This window comes from Aliikangiella litoralis (assembly GCF_052495765.1).
Genome location: NZ_CP199292.1, coordinates 5,480,978 through 5,504,162, shown reverse-complemented (window position 1 = coordinate 5,504,162; position 23,185 = coordinate 5,480,978). Strand labels below are relative to the sequence as shown.

At 33.5% G+C, this 23,185-nt stretch carries 18 protein-coding genes; 11 read left to right on the top strand and 7 right to left on the bottom strand.

Translation table 11 applies throughout. The annotated features are described in order from the left end of the window. Nucleotides 1-11 precede the first annotated feature (11 nt). The gene (locus ACT5E3_RS23025) at nt 12-1,238 is read left to right on the top strand and encodes a POT-type proton-dependent oligopeptide transporter (RefSeq protein WP_444995907.1); all 1,227 of its coding nucleotides are present in this window, start codon (nt 12-14) and stop codon (nt 1,236-1,238) included. Between the two features lie 64 nt (nt 1,239-1,302). Here the strand turns inward: ACT5E3_RS23025 and ACT5E3_RS23020 are convergent, their stop codons facing one another. Continuing rightward, nucleotides 1,303-2,214 (bottom strand): helix-turn-helix domain-containing protein, encoded by a 912-nt coding sequence (locus ACT5E3_RS23020; protein ID WP_444995906.1) that lies wholly within the window; start codon nt 2,212-2,214, stop codon nt 1,303-1,305. A 539-nt stretch (nt 2,215-2,753) separates the two neighbouring features. Here ACT5E3_RS23020 and ACT5E3_RS23015 point away from each other — a divergent pair. Continuing rightward, a complete protein-coding gene (locus ACT5E3_RS23015) occupies nt 2,754-4,337 on the top strand; it encodes a M12 family metallo-peptidase (RefSeq protein ID WP_444995905.1) in 1,584 nt (527 codons plus the stop codon). Nucleotides 4,338-4,402: 65 nt separating this feature from the next. Here ACT5E3_RS23015 and ACT5E3_RS23010 read toward each other — a convergent pair whose 3' ends face one another. Both ACT5E3_RS23010 and ACT5E3_RS23005 read right to left on the bottom strand, forming a co-directional pair. Beyond that, nucleotides 4,403-7,252 (bottom strand): EAL domain-containing protein, encoded by a 2,850-nt coding sequence (locus ACT5E3_RS23010; RefSeq protein ID WP_444995904.1) that lies wholly within the window; start codon nt 7,250-7,252, stop codon nt 4,403-4,405. A 23-nt stretch (nt 7,253-7,275) separates the two neighbouring features. Then, nucleotides 7,276-8,190 (bottom strand): ABC transporter substrate-binding protein, encoded by a 915-nt coding sequence (locus ACT5E3_RS23005; protein ID WP_444995903.1) that lies wholly within the window; start codon nt 8,188-8,190, stop codon nt 7,276-7,278. Nucleotides 8,191-8,348: 158 nt separating this feature from the next. Here ACT5E3_RS23005 and ACT5E3_RS23000 point away from each other — a divergent pair, with 158 nt between their 5' ends. Beyond that, entirely contained in the window at nt 8,349-8,840 is a 492-nt protein-coding gene (locus ACT5E3_RS23000) for a GNAT family N-acetyltransferase (RefSeq protein WP_444995902.1), read from the top strand. A 16-nt stretch (nt 8,841-8,856) separates the two neighbouring features. Here ACT5E3_RS23000 and ACT5E3_RS22995 read toward each other — a convergent pair whose 3' ends face one another. Then, complete coding sequence (locus tag ACT5E3_RS22995; RefSeq protein WP_444995901.1) at nt 8,857-10,074, bottom strand: RNA polymerase sigma factor; 1,218 nt, start codon at nt 10,072-10,074, stop codon at nt 8,857-8,859. Nucleotides 10,075-10,197: 123 nt separating this feature from the next. Beyond that, nucleotides 10,198-10,551 carry a YciI family protein gene (locus tag ACT5E3_RS22990; protein ID WP_444995900.1) on the bottom strand — a complete coding sequence of 118 codons (354 nt, stop codon included), beginning with the start codon at nt 10,549-10,551 and terminating at the stop codon, nt 10,198-10,200. Nucleotides 10,552-11,092: 541 nt separating this feature from the next. Here ACT5E3_RS22990 and ACT5E3_RS22985 point away from each other — a divergent pair. The 6 genes from ACT5E3_RS22985 to ACT5E3_RS22960 all read left to right on the top strand — a co-directional run bounded on the left by ACT5E3_RS22985 (nt 11,093) and on the right by ACT5E3_RS22960 (nt 14,583). Then, nucleotides 11,093-11,401, top strand: coding sequence for a hypothetical protein (locus tag ACT5E3_RS22985; protein WP_444995899.1), 309 nt, complete (start codon nt 11,093-11,095; stop codon nt 11,399-11,401). Between the two features lie 19 nt (nt 11,402-11,420). Then, a complete protein-coding gene (locus ACT5E3_RS22980) occupies nt 11,421-11,639 on the top strand; it encodes a hypothetical protein (RefSeq protein WP_444995898.1) in 219 nt (72 codons plus the stop codon). After that, a complete protein-coding gene (locus ACT5E3_RS22975; protein WP_444995897.1) occupies nt 11,629-11,778 on the top strand; it encodes a hypothetical protein in 150 nt (49 codons plus the stop codon). Before ACT5E3_RS22980 ends, ACT5E3_RS22975 begins: the two co-directional genes overlap by 11 nt. Nucleotides 11,779-11,860: 82 nt before the next feature. Continuing rightward, nucleotides 11,861-12,511: a TonB-dependent siderophore receptor gene (locus ACT5E3_RS22970; protein WP_444998623.1), complete on the top strand. Its 651-nt coding sequence runs from the start codon at nt 11,861-11,863 to the stop codon at nt 12,509-12,511. Between the two features lie 61 nt (nt 12,512-12,572). Continuing rightward, nucleotides 12,573-13,109, top strand: coding sequence for a hypothetical protein (locus ACT5E3_RS22965; RefSeq protein WP_444995896.1), 537 nt, complete (start codon nt 12,573-12,575; stop codon nt 13,107-13,109). A 1-nt stretch (nt 13,110) separates the two neighbouring features. Further along, nucleotides 13,111-14,583 (top strand): PepSY-associated TM helix domain-containing protein, encoded by a 1,473-nt coding sequence (locus ACT5E3_RS22960; RefSeq protein ID WP_444995895.1) that lies wholly within the window; start codon nt 13,111-13,113, stop codon nt 14,581-14,583. A gap of 61 nt (nt 14,584-14,644) precedes the next feature. Here the strand turns inward: ACT5E3_RS22960 and rsmD are convergent, their stop codons facing one another. Further along, nucleotides 14,645-15,244: a 16S rRNA (guanine(966)-N(2))-methyltransferase RsmD gene (gene rsmD / locus ACT5E3_RS22955; RefSeq protein WP_444995894.1), complete on the bottom strand. Its 600-nt coding sequence runs from the start codon at nt 15,242-15,244 to the stop codon at nt 14,645-14,647. A gap of 149 nt (nt 15,245-15,393) precedes the next feature. Between rsmD and ACT5E3_RS22950 the strand changes: the two genes are divergently transcribed. Both ACT5E3_RS22950 and ACT5E3_RS22945 read left to right on the top strand, forming a co-directional pair. Next, nucleotides 15,394-15,732 carry a tRNA-binding protein gene (locus ACT5E3_RS22950; protein WP_444995893.1) on the top strand — a complete coding sequence of 113 codons (339 nt, stop codon included), beginning with the start codon at nt 15,394-15,396 and terminating at the stop codon, nt 15,730-15,732. A 240-nt stretch (nt 15,733-15,972) separates the two neighbouring features. Then, the gene (locus ACT5E3_RS22945) at nt 15,973-22,134 is read left to right on the top strand and encodes a GAF domain-containing protein (protein ID WP_444995892.1); all 6,162 of its coding nucleotides are present in this window, start codon (nt 15,973-15,975) and stop codon (nt 22,132-22,134) included. On the opposite strand, the gene ACT5E3_RS22940 is transcribed toward ACT5E3_RS22945, so the two are convergent. Further along, nucleotides 22,131-23,042, bottom strand: coding sequence for a hypothetical protein (locus tag ACT5E3_RS22940; RefSeq protein ID WP_444995891.1), 912 nt, complete (start codon nt 23,040-23,042; stop codon nt 22,131-22,133). The genes ACT5E3_RS22945 and ACT5E3_RS22940 overlap by 4 nt on opposite strands. Between the last annotated feature and the right edge of the window lie 143 nt (nt 23,043-23,185).

The following is a 23,185-nucleotide window of genomic DNA, read 5'->3' as shown; positions in this document are numbered from 1 at the left end:
AGGGAGCTATCTTGAGTGATATTCAATCATCGGCTTTAGGTTTAACTTATCTTTATATTTCAACTTCTTTAGAGAGGTTGGTGTATTTTGGAATTCGCTCGATAATAATACTATTTTTGGTTGGCGCTGTTCATGATGGTAGTGTTGGTCTTGATGAAGCAGAAGCGTTTAAGAAGTATGGCTTATTCACACTTGCAGTCTACTTTTTTTGTATCGTTGGTGGTTTATTAGCTGACTTTGCATTTGAAAAATTAAAAGTCATTTATTGGGGATTACTCCTTTTGGCTATTGGTACTTTTATTCTTTCATTAGGAGGAGTTAATACCATTACCTTTGGATTATTGGTTATTGCCGTAGGCGTTGGTTTATTTAAATCTGCTAGCCAAGCATTAATTGCAATTCAATGCTATGACAAACCAGAAAAACAAGATGGTGTATTTTATTTAAATGAAGTCGCTATAAATCTTGGCGCTCTATTAGGTCCGCTATCTATTGCGGTAGTGGCTGAAAGCTATGGTTGGAATTATGGGTTTTATTTAGCCATTTTTCTTGTTTTTATAGCCTTTATGGTTCTTCGGTTAGGCCAGCGGAATATAAAGTTAAAAATCGTTGAGCCACTAATTGGTTACTCAATAAAATTAAAGGAAGTAAAAAATGTTTTATTTTTTTCGGTATTATCAATCGTCTACTACTTTTCTCTCGATATAGCTGAGGATGTTTGGCAAGGAATTAAGCAGCCATTTGAAGTTAGTGAAGAGTTCATACAATATATTTATGTTTTACTCTATTTTTTCGGTTTAATACTTCTCTCTGTAATATGGTTTTTTTGGAAGGTAAGCTCGTGGGTTAAACTTTTCATCGGTATGGCAATTTTTTCAACAAATTGGATGGTTATGGGGTATGTCCTTCCTTTAATTCCAGATACTTATATGTTTATATGGATTGTTGCTATTGAGGTATTATTTGTTATATCTGAGCTATTTTTTTCTCCGATATTAATGTCATTAGTTGCTCAATATAGCCCCAAAAATGCTATAGCTTCTAGTCTAGCAATTTATTCTTTGTTAACGATGGCAACAAATATGTTGGTTGGGTATGTCGCTGGGGTTTCAGGTGAAGATTCCATTATTGCAAATTACAGCCTGCTTTATGTGATTTTTGGTGTTTCATTACTTATAACATTGGTGCTCTTTTTTTTGGTATTCAAAAAAAGAAATGAAGTGCTAAATGATAGTTAGTTTATATGCTGATAAATGGTGATGAAATATTAAAAGTTTGAAAAGACCAAGTCTATGCCTAATATCATTTTTTATATAAAAATTGGGGTGAATGATTTAATGTATTTTTACGAAATATACTTGGTGAAACGCCAGTAAATTTTTTAAAATATCTTCCCATATGGCTTTGATTTGAGAAGCCGCATTTAAGTGATATATCCGATAAGCTCTGCTTGGATGATAATAAGAGTTCTTTCACTTTGTTTATTCTGATATTTAACAAGTACTCTTGTGGGGTTTGTGCAGTACTTTGCTTAAACATACGACAAAAATGAAAATCACTTAAACCTGATATTGCTGATAATTCGGCAAGAAAAATTTGGCGGTGAAAGTTGGTTTGAATAAATTGGCAGACATCATTCATAATCTTTGGTGATAAACCTCCCTTTATTACTGTTGAAAACTGTTTGATGTTTATTTCTTTTAATAAAGTAACTAATATTTTTTGAGTTGAATGTTCTAAAATAAAATTGTCTTGAAGAGCTTGCCAGTTTTTATTGTATATACTATTGCGAATTTTATTTTCCAGAACTTTATTTTCTAAATATATGATTTCAGGTAACGATAATGCCCGTGGATCAATATCAAATATTGTAACTGCTAACTGCTTTATATAACTATCACTAAAGTAAAGGTGAATGATCGATTCGTTAGGTGTCACCTTCCACGAACTAGAACTGCCTTTGGGGAGCAAACAAATTAAGCCTAAGCTTCCACTCGATATTGAATTGTTTTTTTGATTGCTCGTATAATCTCCGTCTAAATATAAACGGAGTGTGTGTTGTTGACTATTACAGTAATGAATATAGTCATTGGATTGAGCGTACTCTGCCCATACTATTCCTTTTGAAAGAGCTTTAGAACGTACTTCTTTTACTGAGAGTGCGTGATTAAATGAAGAGTATTTTACTTCATTTAAACTTTTGTAGTCATTCATTATTTGTTATTCATTTTTATATAGTCAGGGTGAACGTATCTATTGATATGAAACATTACTTTTAAAGTTTACTCTTACTATCAACAGCAATATTGTGTTAAATGATTTTTACTATCGTGAGTTAGAATAATCGTTTTAACAATAAAATTTCAAATAATTTTAAATGTTAATGATTAATTTTTCTACTTAATTCTATTTTGCTATGCATGTATGGAATAGGTCTATTCTTTTATCGAATGCTATAAGTGTCAATGTGAACGCTTTATATCAAAATGTGTTTTATTATGCTATTTAATTCAGTTTCTTTTAAATGCGCCTAAAAAATTTTGTGCTGATGTTTCTGTTGTTTAAACTCGATTGGTTCACACAAAAAACAATTTAAAAAAAAGAACTAGGCTAATAAAATCATTATGTGAATTCCATGCTAGATATTTAATAGCTGATAGATAATATTTCTATTCCTTTGTTATTTCAAAATAAAGGGTGAAGTAATAATAAAAATATCAATTTATCAAACTCATAACGTAAAGGATAATAAAATGAAATATAAAAGTACATTAGCATGGCTATTGAGTACCGTTATTTTTTCTAGTTTGAATGCTAGTGCTGTAGAACTTTTTAAAACGGAATCTTTCCTATCATCTAGCGTATCAAATCGCTCATTAACTGAAGTCAATCAATTAAGAGCTAAAAATGCGAGTATTCAAGATGCCTATATTTATGATGTTAACCCGGGTGCATTATCAGAAAACTTAAATGTATTGACATTAAAAATAAATCCTAACCTTTATTATGATGTTAATAAAATATCCTCATCAGTTAGTTCATTAGGCAGTACTATTTGGAAAGGTAGAATCAAGTCTGACAATACCAATCATTTAATAAGCGAGGCCCCATTATTAGATGATAATGTTATTTTAGTTGTACGTGGTAATAAAGTGACAGGAACAATTAGAGCGAATGGCCGACTATTTAAAATTCAGCCTTTGGCAAGCGGCCAGCACTTGGTGATGGAAATTAACGAAAATAATATAAAGCCAGATCATCCTGCTGGTTCGATTGAAGAGCTAGAAACAGAGATGTCTAATGAGTTAATAGAGCAAGCAAGTCAAAATTATTTATCACAAAGTAATATTGCTGATCCTGTAATTCGAGTTTTAGTGGTTTATTCAAATGGTGTTCGCTCAGAAGTGAATGATATTCCAGGTTTAATTGATTTGGCGATTGCAGAGACAAATCAAGGTTATGCTAATAGTGGTGTGAATGCGTCTGTACAATTAGCGCACCTTCAGGCTGTTAATTATAATGAAGTCAGCATATCAACTGATTTAAATCGACTGAAGTCAACTAGTGATGGCTATATGGATAATGTGCATAACTTAAGAAATCAATACAGTGCAGATGTAGTTATGTTAATAGTCCCTGATAATGGTAGTGCCTGCGGTAAAGCTGCTGCGATTGGAGCTAGAGCGAGTAGTGCGTTTGCTGTTACTGCACAAGATTGCGCAACGGGTTATTATTCGTTTGGACATGAAATTGGTCATTTACAATCTGCTCGTCACAATCCAGAAAGAGATGGTAGTAACTCTCCTTATCGTTTTGGACATGGCTACCAAGATCCGCAACGTCAATGGAGAACAGTGATGGCATATAACTGCTCTGGTGGTTGCCGTCGTATTAACTGGTGGTCGAATCCAAATAAAACACGAAACGGTAGGGCTATGGGAACGAGTTCTAGAAGTGATAATGTTCGAGTACTTAACTTGACTGCGGCAACTGTTGCAGGGTTTCGTAGTGGTACCCCGACACCGTCCAATATTTTAAAAAATGGTGTGCCTAAAAATAATTTAAAAGCAAGCAAAGGATATGATTTGGATTATGTTATGGACATACCTTCAGGTGCTAAAAATATTAAATTTAGTATTTCTAGTGGAACGGGTGATGCCGATCTTTATGTGCGTTATGGATCTAAGCCAACAACTTCTACTTATGACTGTCGTCCGTATAAAAATGGAAATTCAGAATCATGTTTGGGAACTTACTCTGGTGGAAAATATTATATAAAAGTAAGAGCTTATCGTTCATTTTCTGGTGTGACATTGGTAGGTCGTTATACTAATTGATGATTTTTGATTAGTTGTGCTTGATTAAGGTTTTGCTTAATCAAGCTGCTTTAAATTAAAAAAGTTTAGTCGACATTAGATTCTTCCAATTGATTTAAAAATTTAATTGCTTTTTGAGGGGTAAGTGGTTTTGCGTAGTAATATCCTTGTCCAATAGTACAGCCTTCACTCAATAATAACTTTTCTTGTGATTGCGTTTCTACACCCTCTGCAATAACTTCTAACTTCATACTTTTTGCTATTGATAATACGGCCTTAACAATTGATAAATCAACAGTGTCTACTTCAGCACTTTTAACAAAGGTTTTATCGATTTTAATTGTATTAATAGGAAACTGCTTAAGATAATTTAATGAAGATTGTCCTGTGCCAAAATCATCAATGGAAATTTTAAATCCAAACTTGCGTAGTTGTTTTAGTTTTTCAATTGCTGATGAGTGATCTGAAATAACACTTGTTTCTGTAATTTCAATATGAATATTGCTTGGGTCTAATTTTTCCTCGGTTACCCTAGTTATAATTGATTGAATAAAACTTGTCGACTGTAGTTGTTTAGCTGAAACATTAACCGTTATAAAAAATGATTGTGAAAACATTTCAAACCATTCTTTTAATTGATGTATTGCATTACTAAAAACCCATTCACCTAGTTTACTAATTAAACCTAAATCTTCAGCAATTGGTATGAAATGCTCTGGAGATATATTACCTAATACGGGATGATTCCAGCGAAGTAAACATTCAAAACCAAGCAAAGCTTGGCTAGACATATTGACAATTGGTTGGTAGCAAAGAGAGAGTTCGCTGTTTGTCATTGCTGTTCGTAAAGCCGCTTCTAGTTCAAGGCGAGAATGATTTTCTTTGTTCATATATTCTGCAAAATACTTATAATCATTCGCACTTGACTCTTTAGCTCTATACATTGCGGTATCTGCATTTTTACATAAGCTAGAAGTATTTATTCCATCATCAGGATACATCGCTATACCAATGCTGGTTCCTACATACAGCTTAAGATTATCGATATTAAATGGTTGATTAATAGCTTCAGATAATTTGTTAGCAATATGAGAAATATCGTTCAAATTAATATGCTGTTTTTGTTCAGAAAGAATAATGGTGAATTCATCGCCTCCTAGTCGAGCAACTGTATCTGATTCTCTAACACATAGTGTTAAACGTTGTGCTACTTGAATTAATAACTCATCACCTACTTCGTGACCATAAGTATCGTTAACAAATTTAAAGCGATTTAAGTCCATATACATGAGCGCAAAGCGAGAATTATTGCGGTTTGCATTAATAATTGCACGTTCTAAACGTTCGTTGAATAAAACTCGGTTAGGTAGTTGAGTTAGTTGATCATAGTAAGCTAATTTCTCTAGCTCTTCAGCGGCTAATTTTTGTTTAGTAATATCTTTAAATAACCCGATATAATGAGTGACATTTTTATCCTTTTCTTTTACTGTATTGATTGTTAACCAGGTTGGAAACAGGTTTCCATTCGCTCTTCTATTCCAAATTTCACCACTCCAGGAGTTTTGAATATTAATTGTTTTCCACATTTGTTGATAAAATTCTTTATCATGTTTTTTTGATGCTGCTATATTCGCTCTTCGCCCTAATGCATACTCTCTTGAATAGCCTGTAATATCCGTATAGGCTTGGTTAATGTTGATAATTCTTAAGTTTGCATCAGTAATCATGATCGCTTCGCTTGTATTATTAAATACTTTATCAGCTAAAACCAAGTCTGCTTCAGCCTTTTTCTTTTCTGAAATATCATAAGCAATATAAAGGTAAGCATCAATTTTATCTTGTTCGTTAAACAGAGCCATTATCGATAAGTGGACAGGAATACGCTCTCCAGTTTTATGAATGTAAGTCCATTCATCTTCATAAACTTCCCCCATACTTGGAATAGCAATAAACACATTAAGTCCTGGTTTAACATTAATGCCAAACTTATGATTCAGTTCGATTAGTTTTTCACTAATTTCATCTTTATCATGAAAGACTTCAGGGGTTAATTTATTAACGAGCTCTTCAGCTTTAAAGCCAAGTAAGTATTCTGCTGACTTATTGAATGATTTGATAATACCTTCTGGTGTTGTTGATATAATTGAGTAGTTTGCACCATTAATAATTGCTTGTTTAAGTTGTTCACTCTGTTTTAATGCCTCTTCTTCTAAACTAAAACGCTCTACCAGTTCATTAATTAATGATGCAATATCTGCAAGCTCATCATTAACTTTTAAATGTATTCGAGCATTTCTGTCGCCATTTATCCAACGTTGAAGTACTTTTTTAATCCAGATAACCCGTTTAGTAATTAAAAAATGTGTGATTGTTAAAATCAACAGTGCACTAAAAATACTCCCCATGCCAATATATAATGATTGTTGTAATATTCTCTGGGTTGCTATTTCGGTATTATATTTTAAGTTTTTTCGATAAATGGCAACACCACACTTTTTACTTCTTAAGCTCACTTTAAAGTTACTTTGGCATATGGTTATCATACCATCAATCCAATTGTTGTCGGGGGATAGTTTGATAGATGGAGTATTATGCTCAATAACCCATTGGTATTGTTTGGAGTTGAAATGATAAGGTAGTTGCATCCAGTGCTTATCAACATCAATTGCAGATGTTGATGCACGTATTTTACCATTGGGTTTGGTAACAATTAGGTGGAGTATATCAATTTCTGATGCTTTACTCGCGACAGACTGATTAATTCCATTTTCATACCCATAAACTATATACCGTTCATACTCACTTTGAATCAGACTCAAGTCACCATAAAGTTGATGAGTAACAACATCTGTAACCTGTTTTGTTATTTGTTGTTGGGTGATTAAGTAAACGATAAAAGTTGTTAGTATGGCAAAACCAAGTAATAATAAAGACAATAAAAACTTTAAAGAAATTCGCATTATTTTTTAGGGAGAAATTCATCAGTAAAAATGTCTGATATTTTAGGTTTTTTATCTAATAAGTTAATTTGTTGCATAATATTAATTAACCTTAACATGGTTGTTTTTAGCTCAGGTTTTTTTCCTTTTAACATTTCATGGTTTTTGTCAATTCCAGGTAGTATTAGCCCTTTGTAACTTTGAGCGACTTCTTCAGAAGAAATTCTCATGCGCTGAGCAATATATTGATAGCTTTTACTTGGATTTTTATTCATTTCATCTAAGGCATGAAACCAAGACTTTACTAGAATAGATAGTTTTTTAGGGTAATTATCATAATAATATTGATGAACAACTAAAACATCAACTACCTCACCGGGTATGCTTTTAGAGCTAAATATTTCTTTCAAGCCTTTATTAATTAACTTGGTTTTTATGGGGTCGTAGGTAACAAAAGCATCAGCCATGTCTTTCTCTAAGGCTGTGACAGCCATACTCACATCCATATTTATAATCTTAATATCACTAAGAGCTAATTGGTTTTGTTGAAGCGCTCGGCTCAATATATAAGCACCAACTGCAGTACTTTCTACCGCGACTCTTTTTCCGGTTAATTGCTCAACTGATCCAATACTTGGTTTGGCAACAATCACGTCACCACCATAGGATATATCGCAAACTAAAATAATTTTGAGCGGTAGGTTGATTTCTTGTAAGCTAACGACTTCATCTAATGTTAGTGCGGCTACTTCTAGCGTATGATTTTTAAAAGCTCTAAGTACCTCATTGGTTGATGGATAATCGATCGTTCGAATATTATGGCCGTTAAAATAGCCTAATTTTTCTGCTAAATGAATGGGTTCATATCCTGGCCATAAGGTTGTTCCAACTCTCATTAAATCATTTGAGGCAGCTTGCAAGCTAAAGCTTGACATTATAATACTTAGAAATAAAAATATTTTACTCATTATACCGCCATGCTAGTGTAACTTGTTGTTTTAAGTATAGCTAAATACAGTAATTTAGAAGAATATATTCATGCTGAGTCAGTACAGTCGGTATTAATTACTATTAATTTGTTAAAGAGTTTTTTATGAAAATAAAGGTAATGTCCTCTGAGTATTTTGAGATATTTTGGCCAACTTTTGAATCGACCGTTCAGGCGCAAGAAACCTATTCGTTTAATTCAGACATGAGTTACGAGCAAGCTTATGAGCTTTGGTGTACTTCCCCGCAATATTGTTATGTTGCTCTTAATGGTGAACAGGTTTTAGGATCGTATTATATAAAGCCTAATGCAATGGGACCTGGAAGTCATGTGTGTAATTGTGGCTACATGGTTTCTGAGGAGGCGCGGGGTAAAGGGGTTGCTAAATCGATGTGTCTACACTCACAGCAAGTAGCAATTGATTTGGGATATTTGGCTATGCAGTTTAATTCTGTAGTTTCTACCAATCAAATTGCTGTTAAACTATGGAAATCATTGGGTTATCAAATTATTGGCACCGTTCCTAATGGCTTTAGGCATAAAAAGTTTGGTTTTGTTGATTCGTTTATTATGCATAAAGCCCTAAAAAGTCAGTAGGATTTATTAGCACAACTTATTTGATTCGAGTATTACAGCTGCTAATACGAGATTTTATGAATTGTTTTTCACTATCGCTTCTAGTGATTGTGCTTGCTTTTCTATAGTAGGTTAAAGCTAAACTCAGCTGGTTATTTTCGTAGTATAAGCCTGCTAATGTTGTATAAAAATGACGGTAGTTTTTTAAATGAGGGGTTAGCTTAATAACACTTTGTATTGCTTCTTCATAACTTCCTGTTTGGAATTGAGCAATTGCAGCGTTGAGTTGAATAACAGGGTTGCTGTCTAATTGAATGAGCAATTGATAAAGCTGAAAAATTTGCTTCCAATCCGTTTCTTGCGTACTTTGGGCGTTATTATGCAGTGTTGCTATGGCTGCCTGAATTGCATAAGGTGTCCCTTTTCCTAGTTTGAGGGCTTTTTCAACCAAAATATTAGCTTCTTGGATATGAACTTGTCGCCAAAGAGAACGGTTTTGCTCAGAAAGCAGTATAAATTCTCCATTTTTATCAAATCGCGCCGGAGAGCGAGCGTCTTGCTGGAGCATTAAAGCGAGTAGGCCTAAAACTTCAGGATCATTTTTAACACAAATACAGAGTAATCGCGCCAACCTTATCGCTTCTTTACACATATCGCTTTTGATAGGTGCGCCATTATCTGATGAAAGATAACCTTCATTAAATAGTAGATAGATGGTTTTTAATACACCATTTAAGCGAACCGACCATTTTTCTGGTGGAGGTGTCTCATAGTTAATTTTATTGGCGGTGATCTTTTTTTTAGCTCGTATTAATCGTTGTTCAAGAGTTGATTTATTAATGATTAAAGCGCTGGCTATTTGATAAACATTTAAGCCTAGTACATGCTTTAATGCTAAAATGATTTGCGTTTCCTGATTTAACGCTGGATGGCAACAGGTAAATATCAGTCTTAATAAGTCATCGTTATAACTGAGTAATAGTGCTTCTTCATTAAGATCTGGAGTTATTTCTTGTTCTGTAACATATTTCAGAGAAACCTGTCTTTTTTGGCGCCGATAAAAATCGATATATTTATTTAAGGCAACTTTTACTAACCAGGCAGTAGGGTTATCAGGCTGATTTTGTGGCCAATGGATTAGTGCCTGTTCAACGGCTATTTGTAAATATTCTTCAGCATATTCTATGGTTTTTAATGAGCTGATCAACTTCGCTAATGCTTGTGGGTAGGATGCCTGAATAAGGGAGTTAATCATAAATATAATGAATTATAAGCAAAGCGAGTAAATATGGTGTTAGTGAGTTTATCAGATTTACTAGATAGTTTGCTAAAAGCAAGGCATGAAACCACTAGCGGGCTTATGCCTTGATAATGTAATTTACTGATCAAAGACCATAATTGGTCTTACTTCGATTGAACCTGACGCAGCACTTGGTATTTTGGCTGCTAACTCTATTGCCTCTTCAAGTGAGTCGCATTCTAAAAGGTAATACCCGCCCAATTGCTCTTTAGTTTCTGCAAATGGCCCATCAGTTAACAGAGTTTCGTTGTTTCTTACTCTCACGGTTGTTGCTGTCGTTGTCGGTTGAAGCGCATCACCAGCAACCAACTTTCCTGACTCCCTGACTTCTTCTGTAAAGTCCATATATCCTTTAAATATCTGATTGTTTTCTTCTTCGGTTCTAGAGGTCATTAGTGATTCTGCTTCGTAAATTAAACAAAGAAATTGCATGTGTTTCTCCTATTGAAATGGTTGAAAATTATTAAAAAACGATTAAATCAGACTGACTATTAGACTGATTAGCTTAATAGAGACGAGTCGGCTTCAGCAAAATCGACAACTTAATCGTTATTTTTATATTTATTTACCTGAGATATAGATTAGCAGGCAAGTCATAGGCTTGCATACTGACCATTTCTTTCATTTATTTTTGTTTTGAAATGATATTGATTGTTATTTGTAATTGAGATTGGGTTGTAATAAGATTGCGCGGGTTTATTGATTACCCACCCTATTGATTATAGAAACAATCCAACAAAAATTTGTCCCAAGATATCCGAAATCGAGTTTTTTTGCTCAAATGACAAATTCCACACAGCAAGTTTGAAACGGTTGTAACCGAATTCAAAAATGATAGTGCAATTAATTTATTGAAAATCCCAAGGCTCGATAAAATGGAAATTAATGACCATCTGTGAGCTGAGTCATTTATTTGGGATAATACAAGTGAGGTATAATGCAGAAAATCTAAACTATCCAAACAAAGGGAATTATGAGTACTGAATATCAAAGCCTGACTTGGCGACAAATGGCAACTTTTCATTCTGAGTTAAGAGGGAAAATATGCAGAAAGGTAGAGGAAAGGTATAAGTATTTAAAAATTAGTGCTAGCGAAATAAGCTTGCAACATGCTCAAATTGCAAACACTTGGAAAGAGTGTTGGGCAAAACCTAATAGAGCAGCAAGTTGGGATTGGGTTAAGTTATATTATGAGTACGGTACTCGTAGCGCAGCTAGACGCTTTGATTTAGCCTTATCAAGAGGCGAAATGAGAATTATCGCGGAGAAACAACACATTTAATAATGAGGCTTTAATTGAAATGAGCGAATTTGGCCCCGACGAAATTGACAAAAAATTGGAAGAGGCTGAAAAGGAAATGATTAAAAGTGGTCGCTGTTATGATGGGCTTGGTAAAGAACTTGATGAGCTTGATAAGGCCAATGGTGAAGACCACGAGGGACGAGTACTTTATCCTAAAGATGACTTAACTTTTCGTAGAGTTTTAAAAGAGATAGAAGGTATTGATAATGAAGAGTAAGCAAGAGCAATTAAGTGACTATCTTGATAAAGAGCTTAATAAGGTTGATAAGCAATCAACTATTAATGCCCGAAGGATGGCACAAAAAATGAGATTGTTAAGTAATGCTATTGCAAACGAAATCGACAAAACCAAATAGTTTATACAGAAAAGGGGCTTTCGCCCCTCCGTTTTACCTCAACCTTCCCGCAATTTCCTCAGCCGTTGGATTGTAATAAACCATTAGTCAATCAATAGGTTCAGACTCTGAATCTTTTGATGTTATTGCCAGCAGTGCACCTAGTGGAGAAGCCTATAAGCCTAAACGAGGTGAGCAAAAAGAGATAGGTATAAAGTTTCAGCCACAAGGAACAGAACATCTGATCACTGCAAGCTACTTTGATATCTTAGAAAAAAACCGATTAGTTCCTAATCCAGATAATCCGACTGAACAACTTCAAATTGGTGAAGTAAATATCGATGGCTTTGAGCTAGAAGCACAGTTGGAGTGGGAAAGTGCAGATGTTTATGCAAGTTTTGCTGAAACTGACGCAAAAGATCAAGCTGGCAAATCACTTAATTCTATACCTGAACAAATGCTGTCTACTTGGGTAACTTATCGTCCAGAATTTTGGGGAGAAGGGTTCAAGGTTGGTGCTGGTATTCGATATGTTGGTAAAACTCATTTTCTTATTAATACCAATATTCCATATCATACGGACAGTTATACATTATTTGATTTTATGTTGGGATTTGAAAATGAACAATATGATTTTAGTATCAATATTGACAATCTGAGTGATAAGTCTGTGGTGACAACTTGTTTAGATCGGGGTGATTGTTTTTATGGTCAGTTAAGAACGGTTACTGCAAACTTTCGTTATAAATTTTAGACACAAAGTTGAGTTTTTCGCAAAGTTATATCGCTTTAATGAGTTGTAAATGGAGGGGTAATTGTTTGCTTTTATTTTTAGTGTCATTTTAACTGGCATCAGTGTGGCTGGTATTTTCTTGGCTTGGAAACGTCAACTATTGCGTCTTTTACAAGCGAGTTGGTGCGTAAACTTTATTGTCTTGTATCTATGGTGTGTTGTTAAAGGCTGGGAGTTTGGTTTTGTTTATTGGTTACTATTTTCTGCGCTGTTTGCCTGGATATTTGTATTGGTAAATCGTCAAGTTAAACCGCGGAACTCTCAGGAATATATGCGAGAATTTAAATATTTAGGACGCTATCAAGTTTATCATGCTGTGGGAACTTTTTTAGTCTCTGTTCCTATGTCAATGTTAGTTTGCTGTTGCTTTTGTTTATTATTAATTCAATGGATGCCTGCAAGTCAGACAAATAGTCTGGTATTTAGCGCACTTTTATTTCCTATTTTATGGGCTGTTGTTTGCTATTGGGTATGCGCATCAAGTCGTCTTTTTAAACCTTTTATTCAGTTACTGTGTATTTTAGGAATATCTGTTTTAACACTATATATTGGCTATTAATATGAAAATAAAACCAACAGTCTCTTTTGTTAAAAACAGCTTGTCAAGTCACTCTTGGATAGGGCTTTGTGCTGGTGCACTTATGTATTTAATTTGCCTGACAGGTAGCTTAGTTGTGTTTTATGAAGAGTTTGAAAGGTGGGAGCAACCTCAAATAGAAGAGTATTCTAGCTATTCACCCAATTTGATCAATAAAGCTTTTGAACAGTTTCTCGCAAGAGTTGATAAAGTACCTGAATCATTATATTTAGTATTTCCAACCGACTCTAATCCACGGACTCATATTTCTGGAGATGAAAAAGAATGGTTTGTGAATGCCGGTGGACGTTTATCAGAAATGCCTGTTAAAGGGTGGACTCACCTATTAAAAGAATTACATATTAATTTACACTTACCACAAACAATTGGTTTAATTATTGTTGGTATTATTGGCGTCGTATTATGTAGTTTGATTATATCCGGATTGCTTGCTCATCCTCGTATATTTAAAGATGCATTTCGTTTTCGGTGGGGAGGAAACAAACATTTGGAGCAGGCAGTTCTACATAATCGTCTTGGGGTATGGGGAACTCCTTTCTATTTTATTATTGGCGCCACAGGAGCATTTATCGGTTTAGCTGGTGTATTTATTAGTGTGACTGCGTTTGTTTTTTTTGATAATAATCGTGCTGCTGTTATTGATACTGTTTATGGAAAAGATCCTGAGCTTAATCAAGCTGTTCAACCACTCAATTTTGAAGCAGCTATGCAGTCATTGAAATTATTTGAGCCTGATGCAATTCCTATTTATCTCGTTGCGCAAAAAATGAATACGCCAGCTCAGTTTATTGAAATTGCAGCAACGCTTCCCAAAAGGCTTATTTACTCTGAAATTTATCGGTTTGACTCTAATGGTCAACTAATAAACTATCAACATTTATCAGATGGCCCTATTGGACAACAGATCGCTTACTCTGTTTATCGGCTGCATTTTGGACATTTTGATAGTTTTCTCATCAAGATACTTTATAGTCTTTTAGGTTTTGCGTTGACTATTATCTGTGTATCTGGAGTGAATATATGGTTTGCTCGTAGAAAAGCGGAGAGCTTCTTAAATGATTGTTGGGTAGCTATTGTTTGGGGAACTCCAATTGGACTTAGCTGTGCTGCTATTAGTAGTTTGTTACTGATAGCGCCTATTATTGGTTTTTGGGGAGGGATGTTGCCTGCTTTAGGAGCTAGTTTATTAATTAAAAAATCTCAAATAACACGTTTATTATTGATTTTTTGCCTTAGTATTTTGATGATCGCAACTAGTGGTATGCATTTTAAACGCTTTGGCTTTGAGTATTCATTTAGTGTAATGATTGATGGGTTATTATTGTTAGTTGGAACAATACTGTTGGTTTATGGTGCTGTTAAACTGTTTGGTCACAAGCAGTTAAAACATTTTCGAGCTTTGTCACTAGGTAATGAGGTTACTAGAAAGGTGTAGAATATTTTTATTACTGTTGCAGGTGTTTGAAATTTAGCAAGCTAAATATTGAAGTGTTAGCTTACGGGGAATAGCGATAAAGCGCATAAATCAGACTGCCTGTACTTTTATATTTTATTTTTAACCAACAGGAACTAGGTTTGAAACTTTCTTCGGATTTTTCTTGCTCGATATAAATCAAGGCACCATGAGATAAATGCGGTGTTAGTTTTTCTTCTATATCACCTAATATTTTCTTACCAAAAGGCGGATCAAGAAAGACTAAATTAAATTGCTGACTATTTTTTTTCAAAAATAGCTCATAACTTTGGTTGTATATTTGGACGTTTTCTAAATTTAGCAGTTGACAATTTTTCTTCAAATTTTGAGATACTTTAGCGCTTTTCTCAACCATAGTTAAATGAGCTGCACCACGAGAAACACTCTCAAAGCCAAGAGCACCACTACCTGAAAATAAATCTAAACAAGTTGCTCCTGCAACATCCTGCGAAATCCAATTAAATAACGTTTCTCTAACTCTATCGAGGGTGGGCCTTAATCCATCAACAGTTGAAAACCTTAGTTTTCTTCCTCGCATAGAACCACCAATTATTCTGATTATGCCATTTGATTGGTTTGCTTGCTTTTTAGACCCGGATACTTTAGGTTTAGACTGCTGCATGTCTATTTACGTTAGGGTTAAGTGACTTTATTAGCCAGTGATCTTACTTGATGTCATGGTTGACGACAATATTTATTTAGCGCTTAATATTTAGTCGTCTTTAAAGTCATTTAATAAGAATTATAAGCCTAAAAGAAAGTGAGAGTTTTATGACTGATTTAACTTGGGATGAGTTTCAAAAAGTAGAGCTTCGTGTAGGTACCGTTATTGATGCTCAGCTTTTTCCTGAGGCTCGTCGACCTGCTTATCAATTAAAAGTCGATTTTGGTGAAGAGATAGGTGTTAAAAAAACAAGTGCTCAAATTACTCAACTATATCAACCTGATGATTTAATCGGGCGTCAAATTGTTGCTGTGGTTAACTTCCCTCCAAAACAAATAGGTCCCATGATGTCGGAATGTTTAGTCACTGGTTTTCATCGTGCTGATGGTGCTGTTGTGCTTACCTCTGTTGATCAAGAACTGCCTAATGGTAGCCGCTTGGCATAGAAAAAACCTTTTAAATCAGTAATATTGAAACTTCATTGAGATAAGTGAGTTAAGTTATATTCTACTGTTGTTTGCCTGTTCTATCAGTGTTAAGCAATTTATCAATTACTCTAAATGCTAAGTTAATAGAAAATAAAGAATTTTCCGTTTTTTTTAAGTGATAAATAGTGGAATTTATCATTATTATCAACCATACTTTTAATTCCCGGAGCTATTCCTTAGTTAACCATATGAATGTGTATGTCGCGACGAAGTGACGAAAAGTTGACTGCACGAAGTTCTGAGCATCAAGCCTCAGAAAAATTACCTATTGCAAAAATAAGAGATGCCGAAAAGCTTATCCAGCAAAAAAATCAAGAAATTGATGAGCTAAAGAGTAAGCTCTTCTTAAGAGTTCAACAAGATACTCATAATAAACGACTACAACAAGCTCTTTTTAAAATATCAGAACTTGCAACAGGAGTTGAGGATTTTTATACATTTTTTAAATCACTTCATAAGATTATTTCTGAACTTCTTTATGCAGAAAACTTTTATGTAGCTTTATTAAACAGTAAGAAAAATGCTCTTGAAAATACCTATTATATTAATAAACAGAAATTTGAGTTGGCAATATATGAACAGCCGACGGTTTTATTAGCAGAAAAAAATATTATAACTTATTTGTTTCAGCAACGTTCTGCATTATTACTTAACGATGATGAGCTTAATGAAATTCAAAAAAAGATTCCATTAGAAAAACAACAAATACTTGCTAAGTCGTGGTTAGGAGCTCCTCTTATTGTCGAAGATAAAACAATTGGTGTTATTGTAATACAAAGTTATGATGAAAATAATCAGTTTCAACCTTGGCAATGTGAATTGTTTAATTATATTGCAAATACTTCTGCGTCAGCATTGCTAAGAAAAAAACAAAAAATAGAGTTAGAAAAAAAGTTTTTTGAAAGATCGAGTAAATTAATTGAAGAAATTAAAAGGCGAAGAGTGCTACAGAAAACAGAAAGTACTTTGTTGGATATAGCAGAATTAGCAAATTCAAAAATTTTATTAAATGCCTTTTATTTTGAAATACACCGTTTAATTTCAACTTTAATTTATGCTGAAAATTTATATATCGTTTTAAAGTGTGGGGATGGAGAAAAATTAGAGTTTGTTTATTATTCTGATACCAAAGATGATATGTCGATGAAAGAGATGAAATTATCTAGTGTTGAGAGTAATTGTAGTCTTACTGGTTTGTTATTTAGAAAAAATCAATCAATGTTACTATCGGGAAAAGATATTGATGATCTTTTTGAACAAGGAGAGATTATTAGAAGAGGCCCCAAAACTGTTTCTTGGCTTGGCGTTCCATTAAGAATAGACGAAGAAACTATTGGTGTGATTGTTTTACAGTCTTACTTAAAGGAAAAAGTATTTGTCGAAAAAGATGTCCAGTTAATGGAGTATATTTCTAAGTCTGTTGCTAATGCGATTCAAAGAAAAAGTGGACAAAGTGAGCTGGAGGCTCTGGTTGATAAAAGAACAAATGCACTGAAAGAGTCAAATCTACAGTTGACTTATCAAATTGAAGAAAAAACCAAAGCTGAAAAGTTGCAAAATGCGCTTTATGAAATCGCTAACCTTACTTCTGATGTGGGAGATTTGTATGAGTTTTTTGGAAGCCTTCATGAGATTCTAAGGGGATTGTTTTATGCTGAAAACTTTTACATTGGTTTAGTTGAAAACAATAATCTCAATATACAGTATGCAAGAGATGAGAAAGATGACTTATTGCTAGAGGGGATGGTCTTACCCCTTAATGTTAATACTCTTTCAACTGTATTATTTCGTTCAAATAAATCTTTTTTGTTAGATGAAAGTAACTTAAATGAATTGGTTGAAGAATATAAATTTGAATTAATTGGTAGTTTATTTGAATCATGGTTAGGTGTTACTTTAAAAGATAATGATGAATCAATAGGGATAATGGTTATTCAAAGTTATCGATCTGATGTTATTTATACTGAGTGGCATAGAGATTTACTTGAGTTTGTTGCAAGGCATGTCGCTATAGCATTGAATAGAATTCAATATAACGTTAATTTAGAAAAAAGAATAAAAGAAAGAACGTTCGAATTAGAGAAGGAAATAGAGCAAAGAAAAGAAAGTGAGTCGACTCAACTAGCACTTTATCATATTGCTAATTTGGCCAATACCGATATTGAACTCGAGTCATTTTATCGCGAAATTCATGCCATTATTGGAACCTTGTTATATAGCGAAAATCTTTATATTGCAATAAAAGAAGATAAATCTGATAGTATAAAAATGGTCCATTATGTTGATACCATGGATGATTATGATGTTGACTCTTTTTCAGCGCTACCGCTAGAAAGTCTTAAAAATAGTTTGACTGGTTATGTGATGAGTCGAGGGGAAACTTTATTAACAACAGGAGATGAAATTAAAAAGTTGGCTGAAGAGAAAAAATTAGAATTAATTGGTATTGATACAATTTCTTGGTTAGGTATTCCTTTAAAGTTGAATGGTAAAGTAATTGGTATAATGACCTTACAAAGTTACCTTTCTGATTTTTATTATACAGAAAAAGATCGTGATTTAATGGTTTTTGTGGCGCAACATGTTGCGGCTGCAATACAAAGAAAAAAGAATAAAGATTATTTAGAGTTTATGGTGCTCGAACGAACCAATGAACTTAACCAATCTAATGCTCAACTCAAAAAACAAATTATCATTTCTGAAAAAGCTAAAAAACTTCAAACAGCTCTCTACCAGATTACTGACTTAGCTTCTGGTGCAGAATCAATGAAAGCTCTTTATTCTTCTGTCCATGAAATTATTCTTCAGTTAATAGGTGCTGAGAATATTTACATATGTCTTTATGATGAGGTTGAAGAATTATTGGATTTTGTTTATCTGGTTGATATTGAAGAACCATCAATGTCTGAAAAAAATCTTAAAATTAAAAAGTCAAAAATAGAAAAGTCACCTACAGGCCAAGTTTTGATAACCGGAAAGTCAATTTTAATTACACCTGAAAATCATAATGTAGTTACTGTTCAAAGAAAAGTAATTGTAGGTCCCGAGCCTCTATATTGGCTTGGTGTTCCATTAAAACTTGACAATAATGTTTTTGGTGTTATCGCCGCTAAAAGTTATGATGAAAAAAATAAACTAGGATCTGAAGAACAAAGTTTATTAGAGTTCGTGTCTCATCATATAGCTTTAACCTTAGAAAGAAAGCAAGCTCAAGATGCATTAGAAAAAAGAGTAATAGAAAGAACTTCAAAACTTGCAGAGACTAATGCTTCCTTAGAGCAACAAATTGTTGAGAGAGAAAGAAGTGAGTTAATTCAATCAACACTTTATTATGTTTCAAAACTAGCTAATAAAGATATATCACTGCAAGAATTAGCTGCAGAAATTCATAAAGCCATTAAAGAGTTGGTTTATGCAGAAAATTTTTATATTGCACTTTGGAATGAAGAACGTCAAGAAATGGATTGGGTTTACTTTATTGATTCCGATGATGATTATGATTATGAATACCTTAATCAACTCTCAAAAGAGAAAAGAAATAAGAGTTTAGGTCGTTATGTTGTTGCAACAAGTAAACCATTAATGGTTAACCAAGAACAAATTCATGAGATGGCACAGAAAGAAGATATCTTGTTGATAGGGCCCCCATCAGAACATTATTTAGGGGTTCCTCTGATATCTTCTGAAGATACTGTTGGAGTGATGGCAGTACAGTCTTATGTTAAAGAAATACAATACTCTAACTCTGATAAAGAGTTACTCGTTTTTGTAGCACAGTCAATCATGTCTACGATTGAACGTCATGAATATCATAAACATCTTGAAGAAAGCGTTAAAAAAAGAACTCAAGAATTAACGGTGAGCAATCAGCTATTACAAAAAGAAATTATTCAAAGAAAACAAGCCGTCGAGTTGCAACGAGCTTTATTTAAGATATCTGAGATGCCGCAGTTATGTTCCACTGAAGAAGAGCTTTATAGGCGTCTACATGAAGTTGTCAGTCTTTTAATGTCAGCTAACAATTTTTATATTGCATTGGCAGATAAAGAAAAAAAATCTTTTGATATTAAATATGTAGTTGATGAATATGATTCAGGTATGAAAACTGTATCTTTTGATGACGGGTTAACAGGGTATGTTTATAGAAGAGGTGAAATTACTCATATTACTCGAGAAGACATCATTTCCTTAGAAAAAAAAGGAATGCTTAAGTGTTTAGGTTCATACCCTATCGATTGGATAGGTGTCCCGCTAATATCTAGTGGTGATATCTTAGGTATAATGGTGCTGCAAAGCTATGATGAGCACTATCTTTATGGTGATAAAGAAGTCGATATTCTTAGTTTTGTTTCAACTCATATTGCAGAAGCTCTACAGAGAAAGTATGCAGAGAAGAAACTGAGTAAAGCTTATTCTGAATTAGCAATTAAAACACAAAAGGCTGAAGAGGCAAGTGCCGCCAAATCAACTTTTTTAGCAACTGTTAGCCATGAGATAAGAACACCAATGAATGGTATATTGGGAATGTTGTCATTACTTAATGAAACTTCGCTTAACCGTAGGCAACTAGATTATGTTTCAAAAATTTCAACTTCAGCAAGAACCTTATTAGCAATAATTAACGATATTTTAGATTTCTCTAAAATGGAACATGGCAAATTAGAACTTGAGTGCATTGAGTTTAATATTCTTGAAATTTTAGAAAATATTACCGACTTATTTGCAAGTAAAATTAATGAGAAAAATATTGATTTCAATATTAACTTATCGCCTGAAGTTGTCTTAGAAAGAGTGGGTGACTCTTTGAGGTTATCTCAAGTACTTATTAATTTAATTGGAAATGCGATTAAGTTTACAGAAAAAGGTTATATTTTACTGAGTATTTCTGAACCTACCGAAGGAAGGTTATTTATTTCTGTAGAAGATTCTGGAATAGGAATAGAACCAGAGAAACGCGATAAAATATTTCAGTCTTTTACACAAGCTGATGATGCTACAACAAGACGTTTTGGTGGCTCAGGTTTAGGTTTAAGCATTTGTCAACAACTTGTGTCTATGATGGGCGGAGATATTAAAGTTGACGGAAAACTAGGTAAAGGAAGCTGCTTTTCTTTTTATGTCAATATTGCGGTCAATCATAATATTATTGAAGAGAAACATGATTTTTCAGGTATTACTTTATTATTAATTTCCGACACAAAAAATCAAATCGCTTCGTGGGAAAGTATTTGTGAAAGATATAATATTAGATTTCAGTTATTAAACTCTGAATTAGCCATGAGTAATAGCATTCCCTTTAAATTTGAATCATCGATATCACTTCATGTTTTTATTGATGATGATATTGTAGATAGTACTGGTATTGAAGTTGCTGAGAATTTGAGACAGCAGTTCTCTAATTCTTTAAATTGTTATTTATTAATACAACCATCACCTCATATTTCAGAGTTGCCATTTCTTGAATACGATATTCAGGTCGTTCCCAAACCGGTTAAAATTGGTACTCTACTTAATCGATTAAATTTAAACTTGGACATATCTCCTGCACATAGTAAAGAAAAAACAACCAAGTTCTTAGGGAAATTAGAGGGAGTTAATTTGTTATTAGCAGAAGACAACCCTATCAACCAACAAGTTGCGCGAGAAATACTTAAGCAGTTTGGAGTTTCAATTACAATTGTCGATAATGGAAAAAAAGCAGTTGAAATGGTTAATGAACATAATTTTGATATAGTCTTGATGGATATGCAAATGCCGGTGATGGATGGATATCGTGCCACACAAATTATAAGAAAAACATTTTCAGCTGAACAACTCCCTATTATTGCTATGACCGCTAATGTTATGAAAGGTGATCGCGAAAGGTGTATTGGTTTTGGCATGAATGACTATATTGGTAAACCTTTTGAGCGAACTGTTCTGTTTAAAATAATTAAAAATAATTTAATTAAAGGTAGTCAAAATGCTAATATTGAACATGAGTATCAATATAAAAGGTTAGTTGATAGTCGTCAGGAAAAAATTCGTAACGGTGAGTGTTCTATAAATATAAAAGCGCTTACAGAAGAGTTTGGTAGCGAAGAGTTTACTTTGGAGTTGATGAAAATATTTTGCGATACTCATCATGATGATTCAGATAAAATTTTTAAATTGATACAATCAAAAGATTATAGTTCAGCTGAAAAGCTAATACATAAACTTAAAGGTTCCGCAGGTGAACTGAAAATGGATGATTTATTTCAGTTGACTGAGTCAATAGATATTCAATTGAAAAAGAATAACCCCCCTAATGAAAGTGAGCTTTGTCAGTTTTATAAAATTTTTAAGTCTTATATTTCTGAAATTAAATCCTTAATTTAATCGGTTGCTACAATATCTTCAATAATTTGAGTGATTTTTAATTGTAAATTTGGGTCGCTATCTTCTTTTTCCAGTTTTTCTTTTAAAATATTTAATGTATCAGTAATCGTCCAATTAGTAATTTTTTCCTCTAATTGCAAGTCTACATATGCATCTTGAAGCTTAGATTGACGCTCTTCCTCTGCTTGTTTTGCATTTAACTCTGATTTTTGAAATTCAATTTTAGCTTCTGACTCGAGCAATTCTTTTTCTGCGATTTTTCTCTTTTTTTCTTCCATGATTGCAATTCTTTTTTCTTTTATTTTTACACTTTCTAGCATTGCTTTTTTTGCTTCTGCTTGAGCCTTATCCGTTTCTAACTGGGCAAGTTTCAGCTGCTCTTGCTCCTTTGCGTTCTTAAGTTTTTGTTGTTCGATAGTTTTAAATTCGGCTAGTGCCTTTTGAAGTTCTTGATACACTTGGGTTACCTTTTGCTGAATTGATTCAATTTGGTATAGCGAATGAAATTCATCGGCTTCACTGATAAATTTTAGTTCTTTCAGTGCACTGTTTAATAACTGTTTGTCAAACTGCTGTTTTTCTTGCAGTTTAACTGTAAATGATTCGAGTAAATTATCTGCTGTTTTATACCATTCGGCTTGTCCCTGATCTTCTTCTGGTAGTACAAAACTGCTTAAAGTGGTTTCTACTTGAGAAAGCCGGAATGAGTCTCGTTCACTGGCAATTAATAGATCTTCAATTGCTGATTTCAGTTCTTCAAGTTGGTGGTGTGATTTAAACCAGTAGGCCGCTCCTTCCATTCCAGAACGTGAAATAGCTCCTGACAAGTGGTTAAGTTTGACTCGCCATCGTTTTTGAAACTCTTTTGCTCGCTCTTTTAGGGCGTTTAAATCGACAGACTTATTCACTGATAGTTACTTCTATTATAAATTCTTTAATTGAAGGTAATTTTGCTAAGTATATACTAAAATTCTGGCTATTTCCCTAGAGAGGGATGTTTTTACCAATGAAAAAAATGAGTAATATCAAAAAGGTAGCAAAAAATAGGAGA